The organism is Paracoccus indicus, from assembly GCF_003056335.1.
In the GTDB taxonomy this organism is placed as follows: domain Bacteria; phylum Pseudomonadota; class Alphaproteobacteria; order Rhodobacterales; family Rhodobacteraceae; genus Paracoccus; species Paracoccus indicus.
In genome coordinates, this window is sequence record NZ_PYWA01000007.1 from 102,929 (window position 1) to 122,993 (window position 20,065).

19 protein-coding genes and 1 tRNA gene are annotated in these 20,065 nt (G+C 65.1%); 4 read left to right on the forward strand and 16 right to left on the reverse strand.

Going from position 1 to position 20,065, the window contains the following annotated elements:
* Positions 1-154 precede the first annotated feature (154 nt).
* The 11 genes from DDE75_RS12845 to DDE75_RS12895 form a co-directional block, all read right to left on the reverse strand.
* Positions 155-2,476 (reverse strand): AAA family ATPase, encoded by a 2,322-nt coding sequence (locus DDE75_RS12845; protein WP_245894741.1) that lies wholly within the window; start codon positions 2,474-2,476, stop codon positions 155-157.
* The gene (locus DDE75_RS12850; RefSeq protein WP_108502793.1) at positions 2,473-3,243 is read right to left on the reverse strand and encodes a PD-(D/E)XK nuclease family protein; all 771 of its coding nucleotides are present in this window, start codon (positions 3,241-3,243) and stop codon (positions 2,473-2,475) included. Before DDE75_RS12850 ends, DDE75_RS12845 begins: the two co-directional genes overlap by 4 nt.
* Positions 3,240-3,650 (reverse strand): DUF6511 domain-containing protein, encoded by a 411-nt coding sequence (locus tag DDE75_RS17695; protein WP_245894742.1) that lies wholly within the window; start codon positions 3,648-3,650, stop codon positions 3,240-3,242. Before DDE75_RS17695 ends, DDE75_RS12850 begins: the two co-directional genes overlap by 4 nt.
* Positions 3,651-3,653: 3 nt before the next feature.
* Positions 3,654-5,342 (reverse strand): DEAD/DEAH box helicase, encoded by a 1,689-nt coding sequence (locus tag DDE75_RS12860; protein ID WP_108502794.1) that lies wholly within the window; start codon positions 5,340-5,342, stop codon positions 3,654-3,656.
* Positions 5,343-5,355: 13 nt separating this feature from the next.
* On the reverse strand, positions 5,356-5,979 hold the full coding sequence (locus tag DDE75_RS12865) for a hypothetical protein (protein ID WP_108502795.1): 624 nt from the start codon (positions 5,977-5,979) through the stop codon (positions 5,356-5,358).
* Positions 5,980-6,080: 101 nt separating this feature from the next.
* Positions 6,081-6,956, reverse strand: a complete 876-nt coding sequence (locus DDE75_RS12870; RefSeq protein ID WP_108502796.1) for an ATP-binding protein — start codon at positions 6,954-6,956, stop codon at positions 6,081-6,083.
* The gene (locus DDE75_RS12875) at positions 6,956-7,252 is read right to left on the reverse strand and encodes a hypothetical protein (RefSeq protein ID WP_108502797.1); all 297 of its coding nucleotides are present in this window, start codon (positions 7,250-7,252) and stop codon (positions 6,956-6,958) included. Before DDE75_RS12875 ends, DDE75_RS12870 begins: the two co-directional genes overlap by 1 nt.
* Before the next feature lie 38 nt (positions 7,253-7,290).
* Entirely contained in the window at positions 7,291-7,485 is a 195-nt protein-coding gene (locus tag DDE75_RS12880) for a hypothetical protein (protein WP_018303655.1), read from the reverse strand.
* A gap of 84 nt (positions 7,486-7,569) precedes the next feature.
* Complete coding sequence (locus DDE75_RS12885; RefSeq protein ID WP_108502798.1) at positions 7,570-8,292, reverse strand: RNA polymerase sigma factor; 723 nt, start codon at positions 8,290-8,292, stop codon at positions 7,570-7,572.
* A 99-nt stretch (positions 8,293-8,391) separates the two neighbouring features.
* Positions 8,392-8,637: a hypothetical protein gene (locus tag DDE75_RS12890; RefSeq protein ID WP_108502799.1), complete on the reverse strand. Its 246-nt coding sequence runs from the start codon at positions 8,635-8,637 to the stop codon at positions 8,392-8,394.
* Positions 8,638-8,728: 91 nt separating this feature from the next.
* A complete protein-coding gene (locus DDE75_RS12895) occupies positions 8,729-10,762 on the reverse strand; it encodes a hypothetical protein (RefSeq protein ID WP_108502800.1) in 2,034 nt (677 codons plus the stop codon).
* Between the two features lie 765 nt (positions 10,763-11,527).
* Between DDE75_RS12895 and DDE75_RS12905 the strand changes: the two genes are divergently transcribed.
* Genes DDE75_RS12905 through DDE75_RS12915 form a run of 3 tightly spaced genes read left to right on the forward strand, consistent with a single transcriptional unit; the run spans position 11,528 to position 13,688 of the window.
* On the forward strand, positions 11,528-11,983 hold the full coding sequence (locus tag DDE75_RS12905; RefSeq protein WP_108502801.1) for a DUF2924 domain-containing protein: 456 nt from the start codon (positions 11,528-11,530) through the stop codon (positions 11,981-11,983).
* On the forward strand, positions 11,983-13,308 hold the full coding sequence (locus DDE75_RS12910) for a recombinase family protein (protein WP_108502802.1): 1,326 nt from the start codon (positions 11,983-11,985) through the stop codon (positions 13,306-13,308). The genes DDE75_RS12905 and DDE75_RS12910 overlap by 1 nt, the downstream gene beginning before the upstream one ends.
* Positions 13,305-13,688, forward strand: coding sequence for a hypothetical protein (locus DDE75_RS12915; protein WP_108502803.1), 384 nt, complete (start codon positions 13,305-13,307; stop codon positions 13,686-13,688). The genes DDE75_RS12910 and DDE75_RS12915 overlap by 4 nt, the downstream gene beginning before the upstream one ends.
* 3 nt (positions 13,689-13,691) lie before the next feature.
* Here DDE75_RS12915 and DDE75_RS12920 read toward each other — a convergent pair whose 3' ends face one another.
* The 5 genes from DDE75_RS12920 to phaC all read right to left on the reverse strand — a co-directional run bounded on the left by DDE75_RS12920 (position 13,692) and on the right by phaC (position 18,319).
* Positions 13,692-14,528: a protein NO VEIN domain-containing protein gene (locus DDE75_RS12920; protein ID WP_108502804.1), complete on the reverse strand. Its 837-nt coding sequence runs from the start codon at positions 14,526-14,528 to the stop codon at positions 13,692-13,694.
* A gap of 398 nt (positions 14,529-14,926) precedes the next feature.
* A tRNA-Ser gene (locus DDE75_RS12925) sits at positions 14,927-15,016 on the reverse strand.
* Positions 15,017-15,062: 46 nt separating this feature from the next.
* Complete coding sequence (phaR, locus tag DDE75_RS12930) at positions 15,063-15,635, reverse strand: polyhydroxyalkanoate synthesis repressor PhaR (RefSeq protein WP_108502908.1); 573 nt, start codon at positions 15,633-15,635, stop codon at positions 15,063-15,065.
* Between the two features lie 148 nt (positions 15,636-15,783).
* A complete protein-coding gene (locus DDE75_RS12935) occupies positions 15,784-16,245 on the reverse strand; it encodes a Phasin (RefSeq protein WP_108502805.1) in 462 nt (153 codons plus the stop codon).
* 190 nt (positions 16,246-16,435) lie between these two features.
* On the reverse strand, positions 16,436-18,319 hold the full coding sequence (gene phaC, locus DDE75_RS12940; protein ID WP_418304186.1) for a class I poly(R)-hydroxyalkanoic acid synthase: 1,884 nt from the start codon (positions 18,317-18,319) through the stop codon (positions 16,436-16,438).
* Positions 18,320-18,689: 370 nt separating this feature from the next.
* On the opposite strand from phaC, the gene phaZ reads away from it, so the two are divergent.
* Positions 18,690-20,021: a polyhydroxyalkanoate depolymerase gene (phaZ, locus tag DDE75_RS12945; protein ID WP_108502910.1), complete on the forward strand. Its 1,332-nt coding sequence runs from the start codon at positions 18,690-18,692 to the stop codon at positions 20,019-20,021.
* The last annotated feature ends 44 nt before the right edge of the window (positions 20,022-20,065 follow it).

The following is a 20,065-nucleotide window of genomic DNA, read 5'->3' on the forward strand; positions in this document are numbered from 1 at the left end:
GGTTTGACACCTAACTGTTCCGAGGCGTTCAAGTGGCTGAAATCATTGTGGAATAAGACTTCATGAAGTCTTCGGGCATGAGTCAGGGACCTAACTCTTATTTGCCCGTAACCCATTGATTTCATTGAGTGCACAGTTGGCGCTGTCATATGAGTCAGGCCTCACTCATATGAGTTAGGTCGTCCTCCAGCCCCTCCGGGTAGGCCCAGACGGCGGGGTTTTCGACCTGCAGGCAGAGCCCGGACTGGGGGCATTTGAAGTGGCTGGGCAGGACCGGACGGGCGCTTGTGGTGACTTCACCGGTGTCCGGATCGACCTCCTCGACGGGCGCGCCGAACTGCATGCCCTCGACGCAGAGGTAGCCGAACCGCGACCGGGTGACGGGGAAGCCGAACCCCGAGGGGTCGCGCAGGAACTTCACGAAGCCCTTGGTCGCCAGCACGCTGAGGCGCTCGCGGATGGTGTGCTTGCTGCCCAGACCTCCCCGGTTCTCGAAGGTCTCGGCGAACTGCATGGCGGTGTAGAGGCGCTCGCTCGCCGCCTCGTCCAGCAGCATGCCGAGGATGACATCGTGCTTGCGCAGCCGCTCGGCATCGAGTTTGGCGCCGACCTCCTTTCGCACCAGGCGCTCGTTCATCGGGTTCAGCTCGACCCATTCGCCCTTCACCTTGTCGATCAGCTTCCCAGGCAGCGCGGGGCCGTTCCGGAGTTCGATCTCCACCCTGCGGACGCTGCTGTCCTCGTCGGGCCGGTGCATGAGCAGCCCCGAGGTGTAGAAACCCCGCAGCGCGCTGGCGCCGGAGAGCGCGAGGAAGGGATCGTCCTTGACCTGATGCTTGCTGGCCTTGCGGGTATGGTGGGCGAGGATGACGCCCGCGTCCGGATTGACCGCCTCGCGCAGAAGCTCCACCCGGTCCTTCAGGAAGAACATCATGGCGGTGTTGTCGTTTTCGCCGCCGCCCTCGGGGCCACCGTCGAAAAGGTTGCGGATCGGGTCGATGACGATGATGTCGGGCGGCGCGTCGGGGAATTCGGCCCGGATCGCCTCGGCCACGCGCGCGACGCCCTCTGCGTCGAGCAGCAGCTTCAGCTTCGGCGTGGCAATGAAGGTGTCGCGCGCGGCGGCGATCACGGCGGCGGGCAGCGCGATCTGCTGCATGCGCTCGCGCAGGTAGTGATACTGGATCTCGGCCTGCAGGTAGAACACGCGCAGCGGCCGGGGAGGCGTGAAGCCGAGGAACGGCACGCCCGCCGCCATGTGCACGAGCCAGGAGATCAGGAAGTCGCTCTTGCCGACCTTGGGCGCGCCGCCCAGCACCAGGAGCCCGCCCGGCGTCAGCACGCGCGGCCCGATGATGTCCTCGGGCATCGGGCTCGTGTCGTCGAGGAGCGCGCCGAGGGTGAAGGTCGGCAGCGGGCTGGCCGGGGCATCGACATGGGCCGCGCGCAGGAGCGGCGGACCGTTGCGCTTCACATGCAGCGCCCAGAGCCGTTCGGACTCGGCCATCAGCCGATCGAGCGGCCAGGACGGGCGCAGCATGGCGGCGTTGTAGCCGCAGATCGCCTCCCAGCCCGCGAAGGGATCGAGGCGGCCCTCGTGGACGAGGCGTACGTAATGGCCGATGGCGGCGCTGGCCCCCTGGAAGCGGGACCAGTCGTCCACCGCGCCTTCGCGCACTGGCGTGGTGAGCACCGCGTCGATGCCGGGCTTCGATGCTGTTGTGGCAACGTCGCTGGCGAAGCCTACGCCTGGCAGCGGCGGCATGTCGGCGACCTTTTCCGCGAAATCGGCAAGATCCACTTCGATCGAGCAATGCTCGCGGATCTGCACGAGGCGTTGATGGCCATGCTTGTGATAGACGGTGCCAGGCACCCGGATCGGCTGGTGCGCGGAGCGGAAATGCGTGTCGCCGCCGACTTTCACGGCAATCTCGCCCCGCAGGCGGCAGAGGGTGGCGAGCTCCTCGCTCTCCGCGGGCTCGGTCAGTTTCCACCAGACATGAAGCTTCGCGGCGCCCTCGGGCGTGCGCCCGCCGCTTTCGATGATGAGTGTGGGCGTGCCGAGGTAGCGAGTGACATGGTCGAGCTTGGCCGGGATATCGCCCGCGTCGAGATCGACGACGATGGCCTGCATCTGCAGCACGTCGGCGGCGCGTGCCTGACCCTGCTCCTCGACCGTGCCCGGGATGACATAGACGGCGGCGCCCTCGCGGTTCGCCCACGCGGCGAAGGTCGCGAGTTTCTCGGGCGCGGTGGCGTCGGCCGGGATCCAGATGTTGTGCGGCTTGCCGTCCCGGCCCTGACCCTTGTCGACAAAGCCGCGCAGCGGGATCAGCCCCTCGCACCAGCTGAACACGGTGTCGAGGAAAAGGCCGATCTGCTCGGGGTCAGGATCGCAGCCGAACGGGTTCTCGGACGGTGGCCCGTCGTTGAAGTCCATCCACGGATTGAAATGCAGGATGCCGTCGTCGCTCATGCCGGCAGCCCCCAGCAGCGCTCGGACCACGGGCAGAAGCGGCACTCGAAGAAGTCTGATGTGGTGGCGACGCGCGGCAGAAGCTCGCCTGCATCGGTCGCCTGAAGGATCCGCACGCCCCGGTCGGACATGCGCTGCGCGAGATCGGCATCGAAGGGCACCAGCTCGTGGTGCATCTCCGCCGTGTCCTTGTTGATCGCGGTGAACACGGCGGGCGCGGCCGAGATGCCGGGGACCGTCCCTTCCATGTAGGCTTGGTAGAGTGCGATCTGGGCGGCATAGACCGGCTTCGACTTCGTGACGCCGTCCTTGACGCAGGCGCGCCAGTTCTTGGCGTTCATGGTCTTGCATTCCCAGAGTGAGGGAACGGCGAGACCGAAGCCCTCGGGCCCGGCGGTAATGATGCCGTCGACATGACCGCGGATGCGCCCGCCCGCGACCGAGAACCCGAACTGGCCGCCATCTGGCCGGTTGCCCTTCCGGGTGTAGAGGTCGAAGCCCGCGCCGCGAAGCCAGGCGACGGCCAGATCCTCGAGCGCGTGGCCGATGGCGAAGATGCGCAGCGACTGGCCGCTGAAGTCATGGCCCTCGTCCTTCGGCGTCGCCGTGAACTCGAACTGCAGCGCCCGTTCGCAGGCATGGCCCAAGCGTGAGCCGCCCAGATAGTCGCGGGGCGGCCGCGTCGAATGATCGGCGGTGAGCGCCCGATCGACAGCGGCGTTGACCCGGTCGGCGAAGCTGGGGCGGTGATTGTAATCGAGGGTCAAAACGGCACCTCCGGCGTCTGCGCCCGGGCGATGTCGGACATGGCTTCACGGAAGCCTTCGACAGCTTCCTCGATCAGCGCGCGCACCTGCGGCTCGGTCAGGTCGGCGAGCGGAGTGGCCCAGCCGATCTCGTCCATCAGCAGCGCCACGCGCTTCATGGTGGCCGTGATCGCGGCGCGCTCTTCCTCGGTCAGGTCAACCATGGCGAAACGCTCCCGGGCCAAGCGCGTCCAGAAGGACTGGCAGGGCATCGAGCAGAACCAGACCGATGGCCGGGGCCGCTTCGACCGGTGCGGATCGAACCAGCCAAAACCACGGGTGGGTTGCCGGCAGACAGCACAGAGCGTCCCACGCGGATGCCAGAGCCGCCGCCGGTCCTCGGCCGTGATGGGGGTGATGGAAGCCATGGGTCATGCCGCCCTCCGTTCGGGCCGGGCGGCCGTGTCGATCAGCTGGCGGATGGCGCGCTTGTTGAAGCCGAAGGTCATCAGCGCGGAGGCGCGGTATCGCGTCAGGCCGAAGTCATGGCGGCACTCGGGCGGCAGGTACTGCAGCTGCTTTTCGGTCGGAGGCTGGCGCAGCCAGGAGCGGGTCTTGAAGGCGCTCTCGTCGGTCTCATGGGTGTTCAGCCAGTCGTCGGCCTGCGCGAGGCAGACGGTGCGCTCGCCCACGCCCAGCAGATGCGGGCGTTCGCCCTTCGCCCCGCCGATGGCGTACCAGACCCCGTCCAGCCAGAAGATGCCGCCCCAGGCCGCGAAGCCCGCGGCCATCAGCGCGTCGTCCGTGCCGTAGAGGTCGACCCAGGCGAAGCTGGATCGCTTCAGCAGGTCGATCTCGGTCATCATGAAGCCCGAGAGCGGTGCGGCACCGCCGCCTTCACCGGCCCCATCGTCCTCGCGCGGGAACGCCTCGCCGCAGAGCGGGCATTCGGTGGCGGCCAGCGGGATTTCCGCATCGCAGGCAGGACAGGTCTTGGTCGGCGCCTCACCAGCCTCGATCTTGCCGTCCAGATCGACATCCTGTTCCAGCGTGCCGTGGATCAGGCTGGAGGTGCCGAAATCCAGCACGACGCAGTCGGTCTTGACGATGCCGGGATGTTCCTCGGGATCGACGGTGCGCAGACCGCGCCCGACCATCTGGATCATGGTGGACTTGTAGGAGCTGGGGCGCAGCAGCACGACGCAGGAGGTGGGCGGATGGTCCCAGCCCTCGGTCAGCACCGCAACGTTGACGACGACGCGGATGTCGCCCGCCGCATAGTCGGCGAGGATCGCCTTGCGGGTCTCGGCCGCCAGATCGCCGTGGATCAGCGCGGCGGCAACACCCGCAGCCCGGAACGCCTCGGTGACATGCTCGGCGTGCGCGACAGTGGAGCAGAATACCACGGTCTGCCGATCGCCCGCCTTCTCCTTCCAGTGGCGGATCACCTCGTCGGTGACGGGGGCGCGGTCCATGATGCCCGCCACCTCCGCCATGTCGAAATCCGACATGGTCTTGCGGACCGAGCGCAACTCGTCCTGCACGCCCACGTCGATGACGAAAGTTCGCGGCGGCAGCAGGTGGCCCGAGGCGATCAGCTCGCCCAGCCGAACCTGATCGGCGACATTGTCGAAGACCTCGCGCAGACCCTTCCTGTCGCCCCGGTTCGGCGTCGCCGTGATCCCGAAAATGCGGGCGTCGGGATTGGCTTCGCGCACCCGGTCGATGATGCGGCGGTAGCTGTCGGCGATGGCATGGTGCGCCTCATCCACGACCAGCAGATCGAGACGCGGCATGTCGGCGAGGTTCGAAGCCCGCGCCAGCGTCGGCACCATGGCGAAGGCGACCTGGCCGTTCCAGGATTTCTCGGTGGCGTCGATCACCGAGGTAGCTATGCCCGGCACCACGCGCTGGAACTTGTCGCGGTTCTGCGCAGTCAACTCGTCGCGATGCGCCAGCACGCAGGCCTTCGCGCCGTCGCCGATCATCTCGCCGGTGACCGCCGAGAGCATGATGGTCTTGCCCGCACCGGTGGGCGCCACGCCCAGCGTGTTGCCGCGGGAGGCGAGCGCAGCAACGCTGCGCTCGACGAAGGTCTTCTGGCGGGGGCGCAGGCGCATCGCCGATCCCCCCTTACTGCGCCCAGCTCGGCCGACCGGCGGCGCCGGGGGCGGACGCGGGCTGGCTGGGCTGGGTGGCCGTGGTGGGCTGCTGCGGGGCGTGGCCCTGCGCCGGGGCGGCGGAGACCTGCGGCGCGACCGTGCTCATCAGCGCGGCGTAATCGCGGTGATCGGGGGTGACCGCGGCACGGATCTCGTTCTTGTCCTCGCCGTTGGTGTCGGTCCCGATGTCGATGCGGGCGACGAATTCGACGCCGTCGAGATCACCGAACCCGTTGATGCGGCGGCGCGCCTGCGCCTCGGGCGAGTTGTCCTTGTCCGAAACCCCGCGCGCCGAGTTGAGGATGCCGCGGATCAGGCCGCGCCCCATGTTGGCCCAGTCCGGGCCCTTCGGGCTGTAGAGGCCGATCAGCGACCAGACCTTGCGGCGGGCATAGGGTCCCTCGAGCACCGTGTATTCGGCGTCGAGATAGACGGCGCCGGTGGCGGCGCGGCGTGCCCAGCCGCCGGTCCAGCCCTGCGAGGGGTCGTCGAAGCCGCCGGGGCGGAGCGTCAGCCGCACCTTGGCGAGCGTGCCCTTCGGCATGACGTTGGCGTTCGATTGCGCGGAGTTGAAGTCGTTCCAGGGTCCGGACATTGCGCGGCTCCTTTCAGTTGGAGGATGGGACGCGCAGCGGCGTCAGAAGGGAAAAGCCACCCCGGCGACCGGATCGGGACACCGGGCGTGGCGCGATGCGCTCAACCATGGCCGGGCTCCTGCGCGGGGGCGGGATCAGCCGGGGTCACCGGCGGCCAGGTCAGGCGTTCGGAGGCAGGCGCCGCAGGGCGCTGGATCTTCTCCATCAGCCGTCCGAGATGCGGGGCCTCGACCCTGTCGAGACGGCCCGAGCGGTCCTTGGCCGGATAGCCCCAGGGGTTCAGCGTCTGGCAGACGAAGGCGCGCTGCGGCTGGCCGCCCGGGTCCGGGATGTCGGCCATGGTGATGACCTGATCGACGATCCCGGGCAGTTCGAGCCCGGTCTTCGAGCCGTCGATCTGCGGCTGGAAGACCTTGCGGTTGAAGTCGTCGAGCTTCTCGTCGAGGATCCCGACGAACCAGACGTTCTTGCCGCGCGTGTGCTGCAGGTGGGTCAGCCAGCCGATCATCTCGCGCCCGTGCAGGCCGTAGGCGCCGCGCACGTCTGGCTTGCCGGTCTTCTCCGAGAACGCCTCAAGCTGGCCGCGGCACCACTGGAAGCAGAGACGCCCGGCCACGGTGATCGAGTCGATGAAGACGGTCTCGTACTTCCCCATTACCGTGGGATCGCCGTAGCGCCCGCAGACCTCGTCGAAATGCGCCTGGCTGTAGGGCTGGTCCTCGCGCAGCGCCGGGTTCGGCCCGCCGATGAAAACCGCGAAGTCGCGGCATTCCTTCCATGTGCGCGGCCGGAGCGTGTCGATCTCCAGGCCCTCGACCGCCAGATCCCCGGCCTCGAGGTCGAGGAAGAGAGTGGTCGAGGCGTTCAGCGTCCAGAGCAGGCTGGTCTTGCCGATGCCGGACCGGCCGAAGATGACGCCCTTGATGCCCTTGCGCTGCGCGAGCCGTTCGTCGGCGCCGATGATGGGAAGGGCCATCACTGGCCCACCTTCTTCATCACCGCCGTGGCGGCGCGATCTGCGCCGATGCACCCCGCCTCGCGGGCGAGCCTGTAGAGCCGCTTCAGCGCATCGGCGCGGCGGTAGGCGGCCGTGCTCTCGCGCTCCGCTTCCACGATCGCGAAGGCGATCTCGTCGACGGTCGCCTCGACGACCGGCAGCGGCTCGCGCGGCTCGTCACCCGCGTGCTGCGGGAGGGCGATGGTTTCGGGGAGGTCTTCGAGCGCGTAGCTCGCCTTGCGAAGACGGGTGATGTCGTCCGGCTGGTCCGGCATGGCGGTTCTCCGTGGGATGATGTGATCGAGGAGGCGCATCACGCGGCCTCGCGGACGTCGGGCGCTGGCTCGGCGACGTAGATCGCCAAGAGCGGCGTCCCGTCGGCATGGGCGCCGGCGTCCTCGATCTGATAGTTGCGGTTGGGCTCGCAGACCTCGGTCAGCTCCCAGCGGCGATAGAGCCCCGGGAGACGCCTGAAATCCTCGAGCGACAGATCGGCAGTGCGGTTCATGCGTGTCTGCTTTCGGTTGGAGGGAAGGCGCTCGGGGCGCTCGAATGGGAAAAGCCACCGGCTGGACAGGATCGGGACATCGGCTCAGGGGATTTCATCGAGGGCGTCGTGCAGCCGGCGCATGGCGCGCTGGTACCGCTTGCGGGCGGCGGCCTCGGTCAGGCCCAGCTCGACGGCGACCTCGGCCTGCGAGAAGCCCTCGATCGCGACGCGGATCACCAGAAGGGCGTCGTCGCCGAGCAGCTTCCGCACCGCGCCGTTCAGGCGCGCGTACCCGGCCGCTCCGATCCCGCTGTCGCCGTTGTCCGCGACCTCGTCGGGGTCGGCGCCGCTGGCGTGATATTCGCGCGCCTGGTCTCGCTGGCGCGCCCGGATCATGTCGCGCTCGACGTTGCGCAGCACCGTGGCCGCGATCCAGTTGACGCGCCCGAGGTCGAGCCCACGGACCGCCTCGGTGGTGCGCGCCAGAACGTCGGACGCGACCTCGTCGGCGCTGCCGAGCCTGCGCCAGAGCGACCGGCGTCGTATGGCGTCGAGGCCGGGCCAGAGCGCCAGCAACAGCAGCGTCAGGGCGCAGTCGGACGTGGGCCCGTCGCCCTGCGCCGCCCCGACCAGCGCGGCGAGGATCACGTTCTTCTGGCCCTGATCGCCGGGGGTGCGATGCAGCCCGTCCAGCAGGGCCGCCGGATCGCGGAACGGCGCAAGGGCAGCCTGCGCACGCCGGACGGCGTCGAAACTGCGCTGGAAGTGAAGGTTGGAGGATGAATGCATGAGGTGATCACGGATCTCGTGCCACGCGAAGGACATCGGACGCCTGCCTTGCGGCCAGGCGTCCGGCGCCTTCTCGTGGCCAGGTCAGGACGTCGCGCGTCTCTGCGATTTCAGGGGGTTGGGTGAATGCGCGCGTCAGCGCGCGGGCGCGGTCGCGTGGTTCAGCGTGCCGCAGCCGCGGCAGGTGGCCTGAACCGGAAAGCCCACGAGATACTCGTGCCCCCGCGCGAAGCGCAGGTGCATCCGGCCGTCCCGGCAGACGCCGAGCAGCTTTTCACAGCGCGAGCAGCGCCATTCCGAGTTGTGGGTGGTGGGCTTGGTCGTCGCGGCGCCGGACCAGCTCGTCTGGGCTGCCTGGCGCGAGGGGAAGGGAGTCGGCATCGAAGTGCTCCTCTGATGTGGAGCACTCCCATTGGCCCGGAGAATCGGAGCTAGTCAGACCCCCCAATCGGAGCCGGATCGGAGCCAGCAGTCAGATGGCGATCTCCCATTGCCCTTTTCCGGGGCTTCGCAGGAAGTCGGCCGTCAGCTTTTTCCAGAGAGGCTGCTTGAAAATGTTCGCCAACGACTGGTCTTCCGCGATCCCGCTGATCAGGTCTGCTGTCGCCATTGGCATCGGGCCGGCGTTATGCGCATCGACCAGCCGTTGGATGACATCAATGCGGTTCTCGCCCTTGATGTCGATGCTGCCTTTCCCCGGAACAAACAGAGTTGCCATGTTGTCCCCGACCCGGGTGAGTTCGACAGCCTGGCCGCCGCGGGCCAGTATCCGATGGCGTCGAAACACGGACCGGAGCTTGTCTGCGACCAATGCGATTTCGGCTTGCTGCGTGTCGATCTGATCAACAAGCGGCGTCAGAACATTGGCCGCCAGGCACGGTCCGGGAGCGCTGCCGGCCTGCAGGACAAGACCTATTCCGAGGTTGTGGCGCGCCCGAAGCTCAGTATCGACGGCCGAGCGGACCTTCTCCCGGTCGAGACCGCGCGCGAGATAGATCGGGACGTCCCCGCCATCGACACTGAGTGTTCCAAGGTAGAGAAGGTGGTCGGTCAGCTTGTCGATTGCAGGCGCATCGAGCACTTGTTCGAGACGTTCCTTCAGATGTTGCACGACCCAGCCGTCGCGCACCCGATATATCCTGTAGCGATCCGGGTTGCCCGCAGACGTCACCTGTCCCTCGGCGACCTTGAGGTCGGCCACCTTTCGGTGACCGTCCTCGGCATCTCCCTCATCGACCCGAACGACCACTTCGGCTGCGACCGGTCCGACCTCGTCTTCATCATCGATCAGGTCGTCCCCCTCCCAGCCGGCGGGCACGAGGAAACCCAGATCGGTCAGGAGGCCAGGATCGACACCACGAGCTTGGAGCCATGCACCGGTGACCCTCTCAGCTCCGATGTCCCAGATGGCCAGCAAGGCGGGCATGACCGCCATGCTCTCCTCATCGCCCGGTGCGCGACCATCACGAAGGATGTTCCAGTGTCTGAGCAACCGATGCCCCAGAACACGCTCGAACGGGTCGTCGATGCTGAGAAGGCTGCTCGTGTTGCGGTCGGTGAGCGTGAAGTTGAGGGTTTGCGCCTCATCCCGTCCCGCGCGGGAGTACCGGACCGCAATTTCGACAAAACGGATTGCGAGCGCTCGCTCGAAAACCCTCGGAAGGCCCGGCTGGCTGTCGATGATCTCCGAGATGTCCTGGTCGATCGTGGTGGAAAGCGAAAGGCGGTTGGCGAGATTGCCGATGCTGATGTCGGCGCGGATCACCTGCGCGCGGTCGATCGCCACGTCGTCGAGTTCTGGCGGTTCAAGATCGAGCCCCCGCAGGAACTGCGAAATGTCGTAAGCCTGAAAGTCGACGGGCTGGTTGGAGTAAGTCTGCTCGAGGGCAGTCTCGATGAAGCGTTCGGCAACTGTGTGCCTGAGCTTTCGGTTGCCTGCACGGACATGGACCCGCCCAGTCGATGGCGTGTAGACGATCATCGCCTCTCCAGGCGGCCGAAAATAGATGCTCGACCGATTGCCATCGTCATCGATCTCCCGAACGCTCGTGGGGGGATCGGGATGGAACAGCAGGTACATCTCCGCCGCCGGTTCATCGCGGTCCTCGGGGATGTCGAACTTGTCGATGCTGTAGCCGTCGCCGCGATCGAGACGCTTGTTGAGGTCGACTAGAAGCTCGTCGAGCAATGCACTGCCGGCGTCGGGGCCCCCATCGACCGAAGGCTCGGCCATGAAGGTCTGGTAGTGCTTGTCGTAGCGCCGGTAGAGACGCAGGTGCAGGCTGTTCTCCGCCGCTTCAAATAAGCCGTGTTCGTAGGCGTAAGCCCACAGGCTTCGCGCAAGCTTGTCCCGCCGGTTCAGAAGTTCCTTGGCGCGCTCGGGTTCGAGCGTGGTCTTGGCGAGACCTTCGAGGACATACTCGCCACGGTCGCTTGCGATTGTGACGATCCGGGCAGCTTCAGCTTCGAGAGGCCCCAGCCGGTCCTTCTTTTCCTGGGGCAGCATATTTCTGGCATCGACGGACCGTCCGGATTCTCGGGGTCGAACCTGTAGGGCGCGAGCCAGCTCAGCCTCTCGAAAGCCTTGCTCTTGAGGAAGCCGGACAGCAGTTCCGGCTCTGCATCGTCGAATAGCCGAGAAAGATTGGGGCAAGTTCTGGCCGGGGCGCGTACCATATAAATCTCCGAAAATACTGAGCTGAACTATAGATCGCGACCGTAGTGCCTAGCTCGGGGCTCGACACCGCGACGTCGCCTCAGGGGGCCGAGTTGACTAACACCGCCCTCCCGGGCCGAGAGAATCGTTAGGGCAAGATTCACGCGCGCGTCCTCGATCAGCGCCGAAATACGGGGACAGATCGGGCTTGCTTTGCACGGCATGAACTCACCTCATCGAACAACTGCTCTCGCTTGATTCAACTCCCGATGATCATGGACAAATCCGTGATCGGCAAGCCCTGATGTTCCCCTCCTGTTCGCATTCACTCATCTCGTTCAGCTGAGATGTCCCGTCGGGGGCGGCTGGGTGGCTTTTGATCGGTAACGACACCATCGAACACGGCTACCGAGACATGAGACGCCCGAACCCGCTCCCTCCCGACCAGATGACCGCCTCCGAGCGCCGCGCCGAGCTTTGCGGCCTGCTGGCGCTCGGGCTGGTTCGGCTGCTCGGGCAGAATGGACGCGAAGTATCTGATAATACTGGAGAACGTTGCCTACACTATCCCGAAGACCAATGCCGTCATGCAACTCCAACTCACCGGAGAAACGCATGACGAAGCCCGATCCCATCCCCGCGCGCCTGGCCGCGTTGAAGTCCATGTCCGTCACCCAGCTGAAGTCAGAGTGGCAGACGATCTTTGCCACGGCGGCGCCGAACAACAGCCGGGCGTTCCTCGAGAGCCGATTGGCCTACCGCATCCAGGAACTGTCGTATGGCGGTCCTGATCGCGAAACCCGACGCATGCTTGACCTGCTGGCCGACGAGGTCGGCGGCACCCTGACGCGCAAGAGCCAGATCGCCGATCCTCGCAATCCCGTGGTCGGCACGAGGCTGATCCGCGAATGGAACGGGGTCGAGCACACGATCACGGTCTTGCGGGACGGTTTCGAGTGGCAGGGCCGCCCCTACAAATCCCTGTCCGCGATAGCGCGGGCGATCACCGGAACGCGCTGGAATGGCTACCGCTTCTTCGGGTTGCGCGAACGAAAGCGGGGGAATGATTGATGGAGCAGCGTCCAAATCCCGTCCGCCGCCAGCGCTGCGCTATCTACACGCGGAAGTCGTCCGAGGAAGGGCTGGAGCAGGAGTTCAACAGCCTGCACGCCCAACGAGAGGCCTGCGAGGCCTACATCGCCAGCCAGCGTTCCGAGGGCTGGGTGCTGGTCCGCGATCAATATGACGACGGCGGCATCTCGGGCGGAACGTTGGAACGGCCCGGTCTCAAGCAGCTTCTGGCAGACATCGAAGACGGCCTGATCGATGTCGTCGTGGTCTACAAGATCGACCGACTGTCGCGATCCCTCATGGACTTCTCGAAGCTGGTTGAGGTCTTCGACCGCAACGGCGTGACCTTCGTGTCGGTCACGCAGTCCTTCAACACCACCACGTCCATGGGGCGCCTGACGCTGAACATCCTGCTCAGCTTCGCGCAGTTCGAGCGCGAGGTCACGGCCGAGCGCATCCGCGACAAGGTCCGCGCCTCCCGCATGAAGGGGATGTGGATGGGCGGCTATGTCCCGCTCGGGTACGATGTGAAGGACCGCAAACTCGTGGTGAACGAGGAAGAGGCCGCCACCGTGCGCGGCATCTTCGAACGGTTCGTCGAGGTCGGCTCAGCGACCGTGCTGGCGCGCGAACTGCGCCGCAAAGGGCTCCGCAACAAGCAGGGCACATTGGTCGACAAGGGATATCTCTACAGGGTGCTGGTGAACCGCGTCTATCGCGGCGACGCCGTCCACAAGGGCAAGGCCTATCCCGGCGAGCATCAGGCTATCATCGACGCGCAGCTGTGGGATCAGGTCCATGCCATCTTGCGGCAGAACCCGCGAAAGCGCGCCAACAACACCCGCGCGCAGGCGCCCGCGCTGCTTAAGGGACTGATCTTCACGGCTACGGGCGCCGCCATGACCCCGAGCAGCACGAAGAAGGGCGCGCGGCGATACCGGTACTACGTCTCGATGGACGTCATCAAGAATCGCGAACCCAGCGATGCGGGCATCCCGCGCCGTCTTCCTGCCGACCTCGTGGAAGCGGCCGTGGTGACCGAGTTGCGGCGGGTGATGCGCGCCCCGTCGATCACGGCACAGGTCATCGCCCACATAGCGCGCGAGGGTCACGCCTTCGCCGAGGCCGACGTGATTTCCGCGCTGCAGACGTTCGACGACGTCTGGGGCCAGCTGTTCCCTGCGGAGCAGACCCGGATCGTGCAGTTGCTGGTGCGCCGGGTCACCGTGACGTCCGAGGGGCTGGTCATAGATGTCCGGACCGAAGGCGTCTCGGGCGTCATGCGCGACATGATGGCGCCACGAAAGAAGGTGGCGGCGGAATGATGAACCTGGACGAGTCCCTCCGGATCTTCGTGCCGCTCAAGGTCCGCAAGCAGAACGGGCGGCCGAAGATTATGCCGCCCGCCACCTATCTGCCCAGCGAAGACCGGACGCAGGATCCGCATATCCTGCGCGCCATTGGTCGGGCGTGGGGCTGGCGGCGGCGCATGGAAGCTGGCGAGTTCAATACGGTCACCGATCTGGCAAAAGCCGTTGGGCTGGCCGAACGCCATGTCAGCCGCCAGCTGCGGCTCGCCTATCTCGCGCCGGGTGTCCTCAAGCGACTGGTCTACAAGCGCGAGGTGCCCGCCGTGACCCTGTTGAAACTAACCGACGTCGCGGCCCTGCCGTGGCACGAACAGCCGGAACGGGTGTTCGACTGATCCTCAGTGAAAGCTTGCCTGAAACGTCGTCGCCGTCAGCGAGACATGCGCGTCCAGCGGCGGATGCAGTTCGAACGCCTTCGGCTCGCGTGAGAAATTCCACAGGCGGAACAGACGCCATTCCGACCGACGCTCCTCGGCCACGGCCAGTTCGTTGCGGGTGATGTGGAAGGGCGTGCGCTCCCATCCGTTCGTCGTCTTGACCTCGATCAGCCGTGTCCGGCCGTCCGGCCCGAAACTCGCGATGTCGTAGCCCGCGCCATCGCCATCCTCCTCCGACACCCAGCGCACCTTGCGCGCCAGATCGTCCCGTCCCGCCAAGCGTAGAGACGCCCGTTCATGCGCCAGCACACGTTCCTCTCCCGCGCGGCCGAGGGCTCGGTTGCGCTCATCCCGGCCCGCCACGTCGAACTTGCGGGCGATGTGCAGCATCTGCTCCAGCTCCTGCGGCGGCGGCTGGTTCGACAGCGTCGGCGGCGGCCCCACCCAGATCTGCACCGCCTCGCGCAAACCGCCTGCGGGTTGCAGGCCAGGTTCGCGCCCGAGCCAAGCCGGGTTCAGCGCCAGCCACCGCGCCACGGCATCCACCAAGGTCATCTGGAAGTTGAACGCGGGTTTGTAACCGGGGATCCAGTCCTCGCCGAGCCCCTTCAGCACCGCGCTGATATTCTGGTGCTTGAACTCGACGGACCCCTCGGACCGGTCTTTCAGCAGCGGCAGCAGCGCTCGGCGATGCTCGGCCTTGCTGTAGCGGCGCCCGGAGATGTCGTCGGCCAGCATCGCGAAGTAATCCGCGACGATCAGATCGTTCTCTTCATCCGTCCAGGGCCCGTTCGACATTGCGCCAGGCTATGGGCGCGAAGTCTGTTTGTCATCAGAGACTTCCGGCAGGGATTTCGCTGCTGTCGCCGGCCCTATGCACCAGCGCCAAGGCCTGGTGATCGGCCGCCACGGAGCCGTCCTTCTGACCGCCCTGCGCCTTCGCGTCCGTCTCCGTCACCGGATTATCTCGCGAACGGGGCGACCCCATGAACGTGGCAACTCATTGAAAACGCTACGATGTTTTGCGCCGTCCTGCGGCCGTCGAGGGGCGCTCGAAGAGAGACGCAGGCCATTCGGAGACCCATTCTACGTCAAGCGCCCGGTCTCCGAAGGGCGGATGGCGCTGCCAACACCCTTTGAAACAAAAAGAAAAAAGGCCCCAAGCGGGGCCATTGGACGGATTCGGTGTCTGAATGTGGCGGAGCGAGAGGGATTCGAACCCTCGAGACGGTTCCCCGCCTACACACTTTCCAGGCGTGCGCCTTCGACCACTCGGCCACCGCTCCGTGGGATGGGGTCTAGCCTGTGATGCGGCGATCCGCAAGCATGATCTCAGAGCTTGGAAATACGCTTTTGCAGCTCGGCCAATTGGCGCCGAATTTCGGCCATATCCTGTGCATCCTCGGTGGCCGGTGCGGATGTCTCGGACGTCTCGTCTTCGGGTTCCGGGCCGGATGCGCCGCCGCGCCAGCCGCCCATCATGGTCTTTAGGAACATCTGCTGCTGGCGTTGCAGGGCCTCGAACCCCGGCATGGACGACATCGGATTCGGGATTGCCGACATGTTCTCCATGACCTTTGACTGCCCGTCACGCAGCATCTCGAAGCTGGCGGCAAGGAACTGCGGGACGACGGATTGGGCGTTGGTCGTGTAGCTCCGGACCAGATCGGTCAGCACGTCCAGTGGAAGGACGCTTTCGCCGCGGCTTTCATGTTCGGCGATGATCTGAAGCATGTACTGGCGGGTCAGATCGTCGCCGGACTTCAGATCGACGATCTTGACATCACGACCCTCGCGAATGAAGGCGGCGATATCTTCGAGGGTCACGTAGTCGCTGGTCTCGGTGTTGTACAGGCGCCGGCTTGCATAACGCTTAATCAGCAGGGGCGCGGATGATGCGGCCATCAGGGCTTCCTTGGGGTCGTTTCGACCATGATGAAAGCTGCACATGCAAAAGGCAAAGGAAAAAATCCTGCACTGCAGCGCGCACGAAAAAGGGCAGCCGAAGCTGCCCTTTCGTGACCACGTCGGTCGTACTGATGACTCGGCCTGATTACTTTGCAGTGGCGGTCGTCGCCGTCGCGGCCTTCTTGGCTGCGGCCTGCGTGTCGCGGGTTGCTTTCTCAGCAACCTTCTGCGCGTCCGAAGCCATGTCCTTGCCGGCCGTCAGCATCAGGTCGACGGTGTCCATCTGAACCTTCTTGGCGACTTCGGCATAGGCGGCCATGTGCTCGGCGGCCATTTCGGCCGAAGAGGACGCGAAATCGCTCATGGCCTTGGCGTAATCGGCGGGCTCTTCCTTCTTCGAGGTCATTTCGCCCATGCGGGCGATCGAATCCTTGGCCCACTGCGCCGAGATCTCGGTCGAGCGTTCGGCGGCGGTCAGTGCGACCTTTGCCAGCTTCTCGCCCAGCATGCTCTGGGATTTCATCGCATCCTGCATTGAGCTGGTGTCGATCGGGAAGTTCGCCATCATGTCCTGCATCGTCTTCGCAAAATCGGGGGTCTTGGCCATAACGTATACTCCTGTAACTGCGACGACAGAGAGACTTGGATAGGGAACAATCGTCGCTTCTATTCCGTGGCCCCAATATGCATGCTGCAGTGCAGCATTTCAAGGGTCATCTTCTGCACTGCAGCAGAATCGGGTCGCGTTCTGGCAGTTCGGCGTAAACCCTTGATCCGTCGATCTACCCCTGCCCCTGTCAGCCGGCACGTTCGTGGACATAGCTGCCGGGCGCGGGTTCCAGCCCATCTTCGGGCATGCGCGCATCGACCATCTGCCCTGCCCTTTCGGCTAGCCACTCGCCCCATCGCGGCCACCAGCTGCCCTCGTGGAAGCTGGCCGATTCCCGCCATTCCTCGTGGCCACTGGTGAAGTCGTCGTCGCTGACGTAATGCCCGTATTTCTTCTTGGAGGGCGGGTTCACGATGCCTGCGATATGCCCTGACTGCGACAGGATGAAGGTCCGGTCGCGGGTGCCCATGGCGGCCACGCCCCGCCAGCAGTCCTTCCAAGGTGCGATATGGTCGGTTTCGCAGGCGATGGCGCACAGGGGCACCTTAACGTCGGAAATATGCAGACGTCGGCCCATGATCTCGAAGCCCTCGCCTGCGAAGGCGTTCTCTTGGCACAGCCCGTGCAGGTATTGCATGGCCATGCGCCCCGGCAGGTTGGTGCTGTCGCCGTTCCAGAACAGCAGGTCGAAGGCCGGTGGCGCCTCGCCCATCATGTAGCTTCGGATCGCCGGGCCCCAGACCAGATCGTTGGCGCGCAGAAAGCTCATGGTGCGCGACATCAGGTGGGCGCGCAGCAACCCGTGGCGTTTGACCTCCTCGGCGATGCCCGAGACGAAATCGTTCTGCAGGAAGCTGGTGAATTCCCCTTGATCCGAAAAATCCGTCAGCGTCGTGAACAAGGTGGCCGAGTTGATCCGCTTGTCACCGCGTTGTTCCAGCAGGGCCAGCGTCAGCGATAGCGTGGTACCCGCAATGCAATAGCCGACGGCGTTCAGCTTCTCCTGTCCGGTCAGATCGCGGACCCTGTCCATCGCATCCAGATAGGCCGCGATGTAATCCTCCATCCCGGTCTCGGACAGTTCCGGCCCGGGGTTCTTCCAGCTGACGATGAACAGGGTATGCCCCTGTTCCAGCAGCCAACGGATCATGCTGTTCTGTGGCTTGAGGTCCAGGATGTAGAACTTGTTGATCCAGGGCGGGAAGATGATCAAGGGCAACGCGTGAACCTTGTCGGTCGTGGGCGCGTATTGGATCAGCTCGTACAAGGGTGCGCGGTGGACCACGGTTCCCGGAGCGGTTCCGATGTTGTCGCCCACGGCAAATGCGTTGCGATCTGCCAGCGAGACGACCATCTCGCCGCCGTTCATCTCGACGTCGCGGACAAGGTTCTCAAGCCCGCGGACAAGGCTTTCGCCCTCGGTCTCGATGGCCTTTTCCAGCGCGTCGGGATTGGTGGCCAGGAAATTCGTCGGCGCCATCATGTCGATGATCTGATTGGTCAGCCAGTCGACCCGCCTGCGCGCGATCTGATCGGGCAGCTGCAATTCGCTGGCGGCATCGCGAAGCGCGCGGGCATTGGTCTGATACTGCTTCTTGATCAGGTTGAAATAGGGATGGCTTTTCCACAGCGGGTTCGAGAACCGGCGATCGTCCGCATTCTCATCCTCGGGGGCGGACAGCTGGCCCTTGGCCAGCGCCTGCTGGGCGCGGGAATAATTCGTCAGCGTCTCGGCCCAATAGGAGACCTGCGTTTCCAACATGCGGGTGGGATGTTCGCTCAGCGTCTTCATGAAGGCGCTGGTGGCGGTCATGAACAGGTCCGGGCCCGGCCCCTCGACGCCGGGGTTGGGCAGGCTGCGCGATCCGAAGGCCTGCATCAGGCGCTGGCCCAGCCCCTCGATCCGTTCGATGTTCTCGGCCAGCTTCTGCGCGGTCGGGCCATGCCCCATATCCGCCATGCGCGACAACATGCGGGCGGCCTCCTGCTGACTGTCCTGAATGTCCCGAATGGGATCCGGTGTCTTTTCCGCACCCTGATCCCCCGCCTGCGGTTCCGGGTTGGCATCCACCTTGGGCGCGGCCTTGGCAGATGGCTTTCGTGTTCTTCTGCGCGGTGCTGCGGTCGGTTTCTTCTGCGCGGCCGCATCTTGCTGCACTGCAGCATCATCCGACGTCTTCGGGGCTGTCGCATCCGCCGCATTGGCGCGGCTGCGCGACCTGCCACTTGCTGGCTTCTTCTGCCCTGCCCCGGTAACTTCTTTGTCCGAATTCCTTGGCTGGCTTGCCATATGAAACATTCCCCCCTAATAATATGGGAATGATACGCGCAGGGCAGGCAAGGCGTAAACCCGGCTTGTGACCGAAATTCGGTCGGCTCCGATGGCGAAGACAGCGATGCCGCAGTGCAGCAAGATGGTGGATGACATGCCGGTCAAGGGTATCAAGGGCATCGTGTCCTATGACGCGATGGAAACGATCAGGAACACGAACGAATGGCTGGGTGCGACGGCCCGCGCCATGGGCTCCTACCCCGCCTTCGCACTGGTGCCCAATCCGGCGTTCCACCTGCTCAGCGCATGGGGTCGCGTCACCGAACGCAGCTTCAGCCGCATGGTCATGAAACCCGATTGGGAAATCCCCAGCATCGTGGGTGAGGATGGCCAGGACCACATCATCTATGTCGAACCCGAGCTGAAGCGCCCCTTCGGCGACCTGATCCACTTCCGCGTCGCACGCCGCGATCCCATGCCGCGCAAGGTGCTGCTGGTCGCGCCCATGTCGGGCCATTACGCGACGCTGATGCGCTCGACCGTCATCTCGCTTCTGCCCGACTGCGAGGTTTACGTCACCGATTGGCACAACGCCCGCGACATCCCCGTCAGCGAGGGCAAGTTCGACATCGAGGATTACACCAGCTATCTGGTGGATTTCATCAAGCATCTGGGCCCCGACACCAATGTCATCGCCGTCTGCCAGCCCGCGCCCCTTGCGCTGGCCGCGACAGCCATCCTGGCGGCCGAGGATCCCAAGGCCCAGCCCCGCACGCTGACCCTGATCGGCGGCCCTGTCGACCCCGATGCCGCCGCGACCGAGGTGACCGATTTCGGCAACCGCATCACTATGGGTGAGCTGGAGCATCTGGTCATCCAATCCGTCGGCTTCAAATATCGCGGCGCGGGGCGGATGGTCTATCCGGGACTGGCGCAGCTGGGCAGCTTCATCGCCATGAACGCGGAATCCCACAGCCGCGCCTTCATCAACCAGATCTTCGCCGAGGCGCGCGGCACCGCATCGGACGCCGACAAGCACAACAAGTTCTATGACGAATACCTGGCCGTGATGGACATGACGGCGGAATTCTACCTCTCGACGGTTGAACGTATCTTCAAGAACCTTGAGATCGCGCAGAACCGCTTCACCGTGAACGGCACGCCAGTCGATATCAGCAAGATCACCGACGTCGCCGTCATGACGGTCGAGGGTGGAAACGACGACATCTCGGCCCCCGGGCAATGCGTCGCGGCGCTGGACCTGTGCAGCGGCGTTCCCGCCGACAAGAAGGTGCAGCATCTGGAACCGGGCGCCGGGCATTATGGCATCTTTGCCGGCAAGTCTTGGCGCCTGAACATCCGCCCGCTGGTTCTGGACTTCATCGACGAGAACGCCGCCCTGCCGGACTCGATCAAGCCCAAGCGCCGCCGCAAGGAAGGTGCCAAGAACCCCGATTGCGGCAGCGTCGATACCATGGATGACGGCAAGATCGCCGTTTGAGCTTGGCGGAACCGCCAGTCGCGCGTGTCGTTGTCTTCCCGACG

Bases quoted from the DNA above. Each gene is read 5' to 3' on its own strand.
- DDE75_RS12845 (WP_245894741.1), bottom strand. From the start codon at position 2,476: ATGAGCGACGACGGCATCCTGCATTTCAATCCGTGGATGGACTTCAAC.
- DDE75_RS17695 (WP_245894742.1), bottom strand. From the start codon at position 3,650: ATGGCTTCCATCACCCCCATCACGGCCGAGGACCGGCGGCGGCTCTGG.
- DDE75_RS12860 (WP_108502794.1), bottom strand. From the start codon at position 5,342: ATGCGCCTGCGCCCCCGCCAGAAGACCTTCGTCGAGCGCAGCGTTGCT.
- DDE75_RS12865 (WP_108502795.1), bottom strand. From the start codon at position 5,979: ATGTCCGGACCCTGGAACGACTTCAACTCCGCGCAATCGAACGCCAAC.
- DDE75_RS12870 (WP_108502796.1), bottom strand. From the start codon at position 6,956: ATGGCCCTTCCCATCATCGGCGCCGACGAACGGCTCGCGCAGCGCAAG.
- DDE75_RS12875 (WP_108502797.1), bottom strand. From the start codon at position 7,252: ATGCCGGACCAGCCGGACGACATCACCCGTCTTCGCAAGGCGAGCTAC.
- DDE75_RS12880 (WP_018303655.1), bottom strand. From the start codon at position 7,485: ATGAACCGCACTGCCGATCTGTCGCTCGAGGATTTCAGGCGTCTCCCG.
- DDE75_RS12885 (WP_108502798.1), bottom strand. From the start codon at position 8,292: ATGTCCTTCGCGTGGCACGAGATCCGTGATCACCTCATGCATTCATCC.
- DDE75_RS12890 (WP_108502799.1), bottom strand. From the start codon at position 8,637: ATGCCGACTCCCTTCCCCTCGCGCCAGGCAGCCCAGACGAGCTGGTCC.
- DDE75_RS12895 (WP_108502800.1), bottom strand. From the start codon at position 10,762: ATGCTGCCCCAGGAAAAGAAGGACCGGCTGGGGCCTCTCGAAGCTGAA.
- DDE75_RS12905 (WP_108502801.1), top strand. From the start codon at position 11,528: ATGACGAAGCCCGATCCCATCCCCGCGCGCCTGGCCGCGTTGAAGTCC.
- DDE75_RS12910 (WP_108502802.1), top strand. From the start codon at position 11,983: ATGGAGCAGCGTCCAAATCCCGTCCGCCGCCAGCGCTGCGCTATCTAC.
- DDE75_RS12915 (WP_108502803.1), top strand. From the start codon at position 13,305: ATGATGAACCTGGACGAGTCCCTCCGGATCTTCGTGCCGCTCAAGGTC.
- DDE75_RS12920 (WP_108502804.1), bottom strand. From the start codon at position 14,528: ATGTCGAACGGGCCCTGGACGGATGAAGAGAACGATCTGATCGTCGCG.
- phaR (WP_108502908.1), bottom strand. From the start codon at position 15,635: ATGGCCGCATCATCCGCGCCCCTGCTGATTAAGCGTTATGCAAGCCGG.
- DDE75_RS12935 (WP_108502805.1), bottom strand. From the start codon at position 16,245: ATGGCCAAGACCCCCGATTTTGCGAAGACGATGCAGGACATGATGGCG.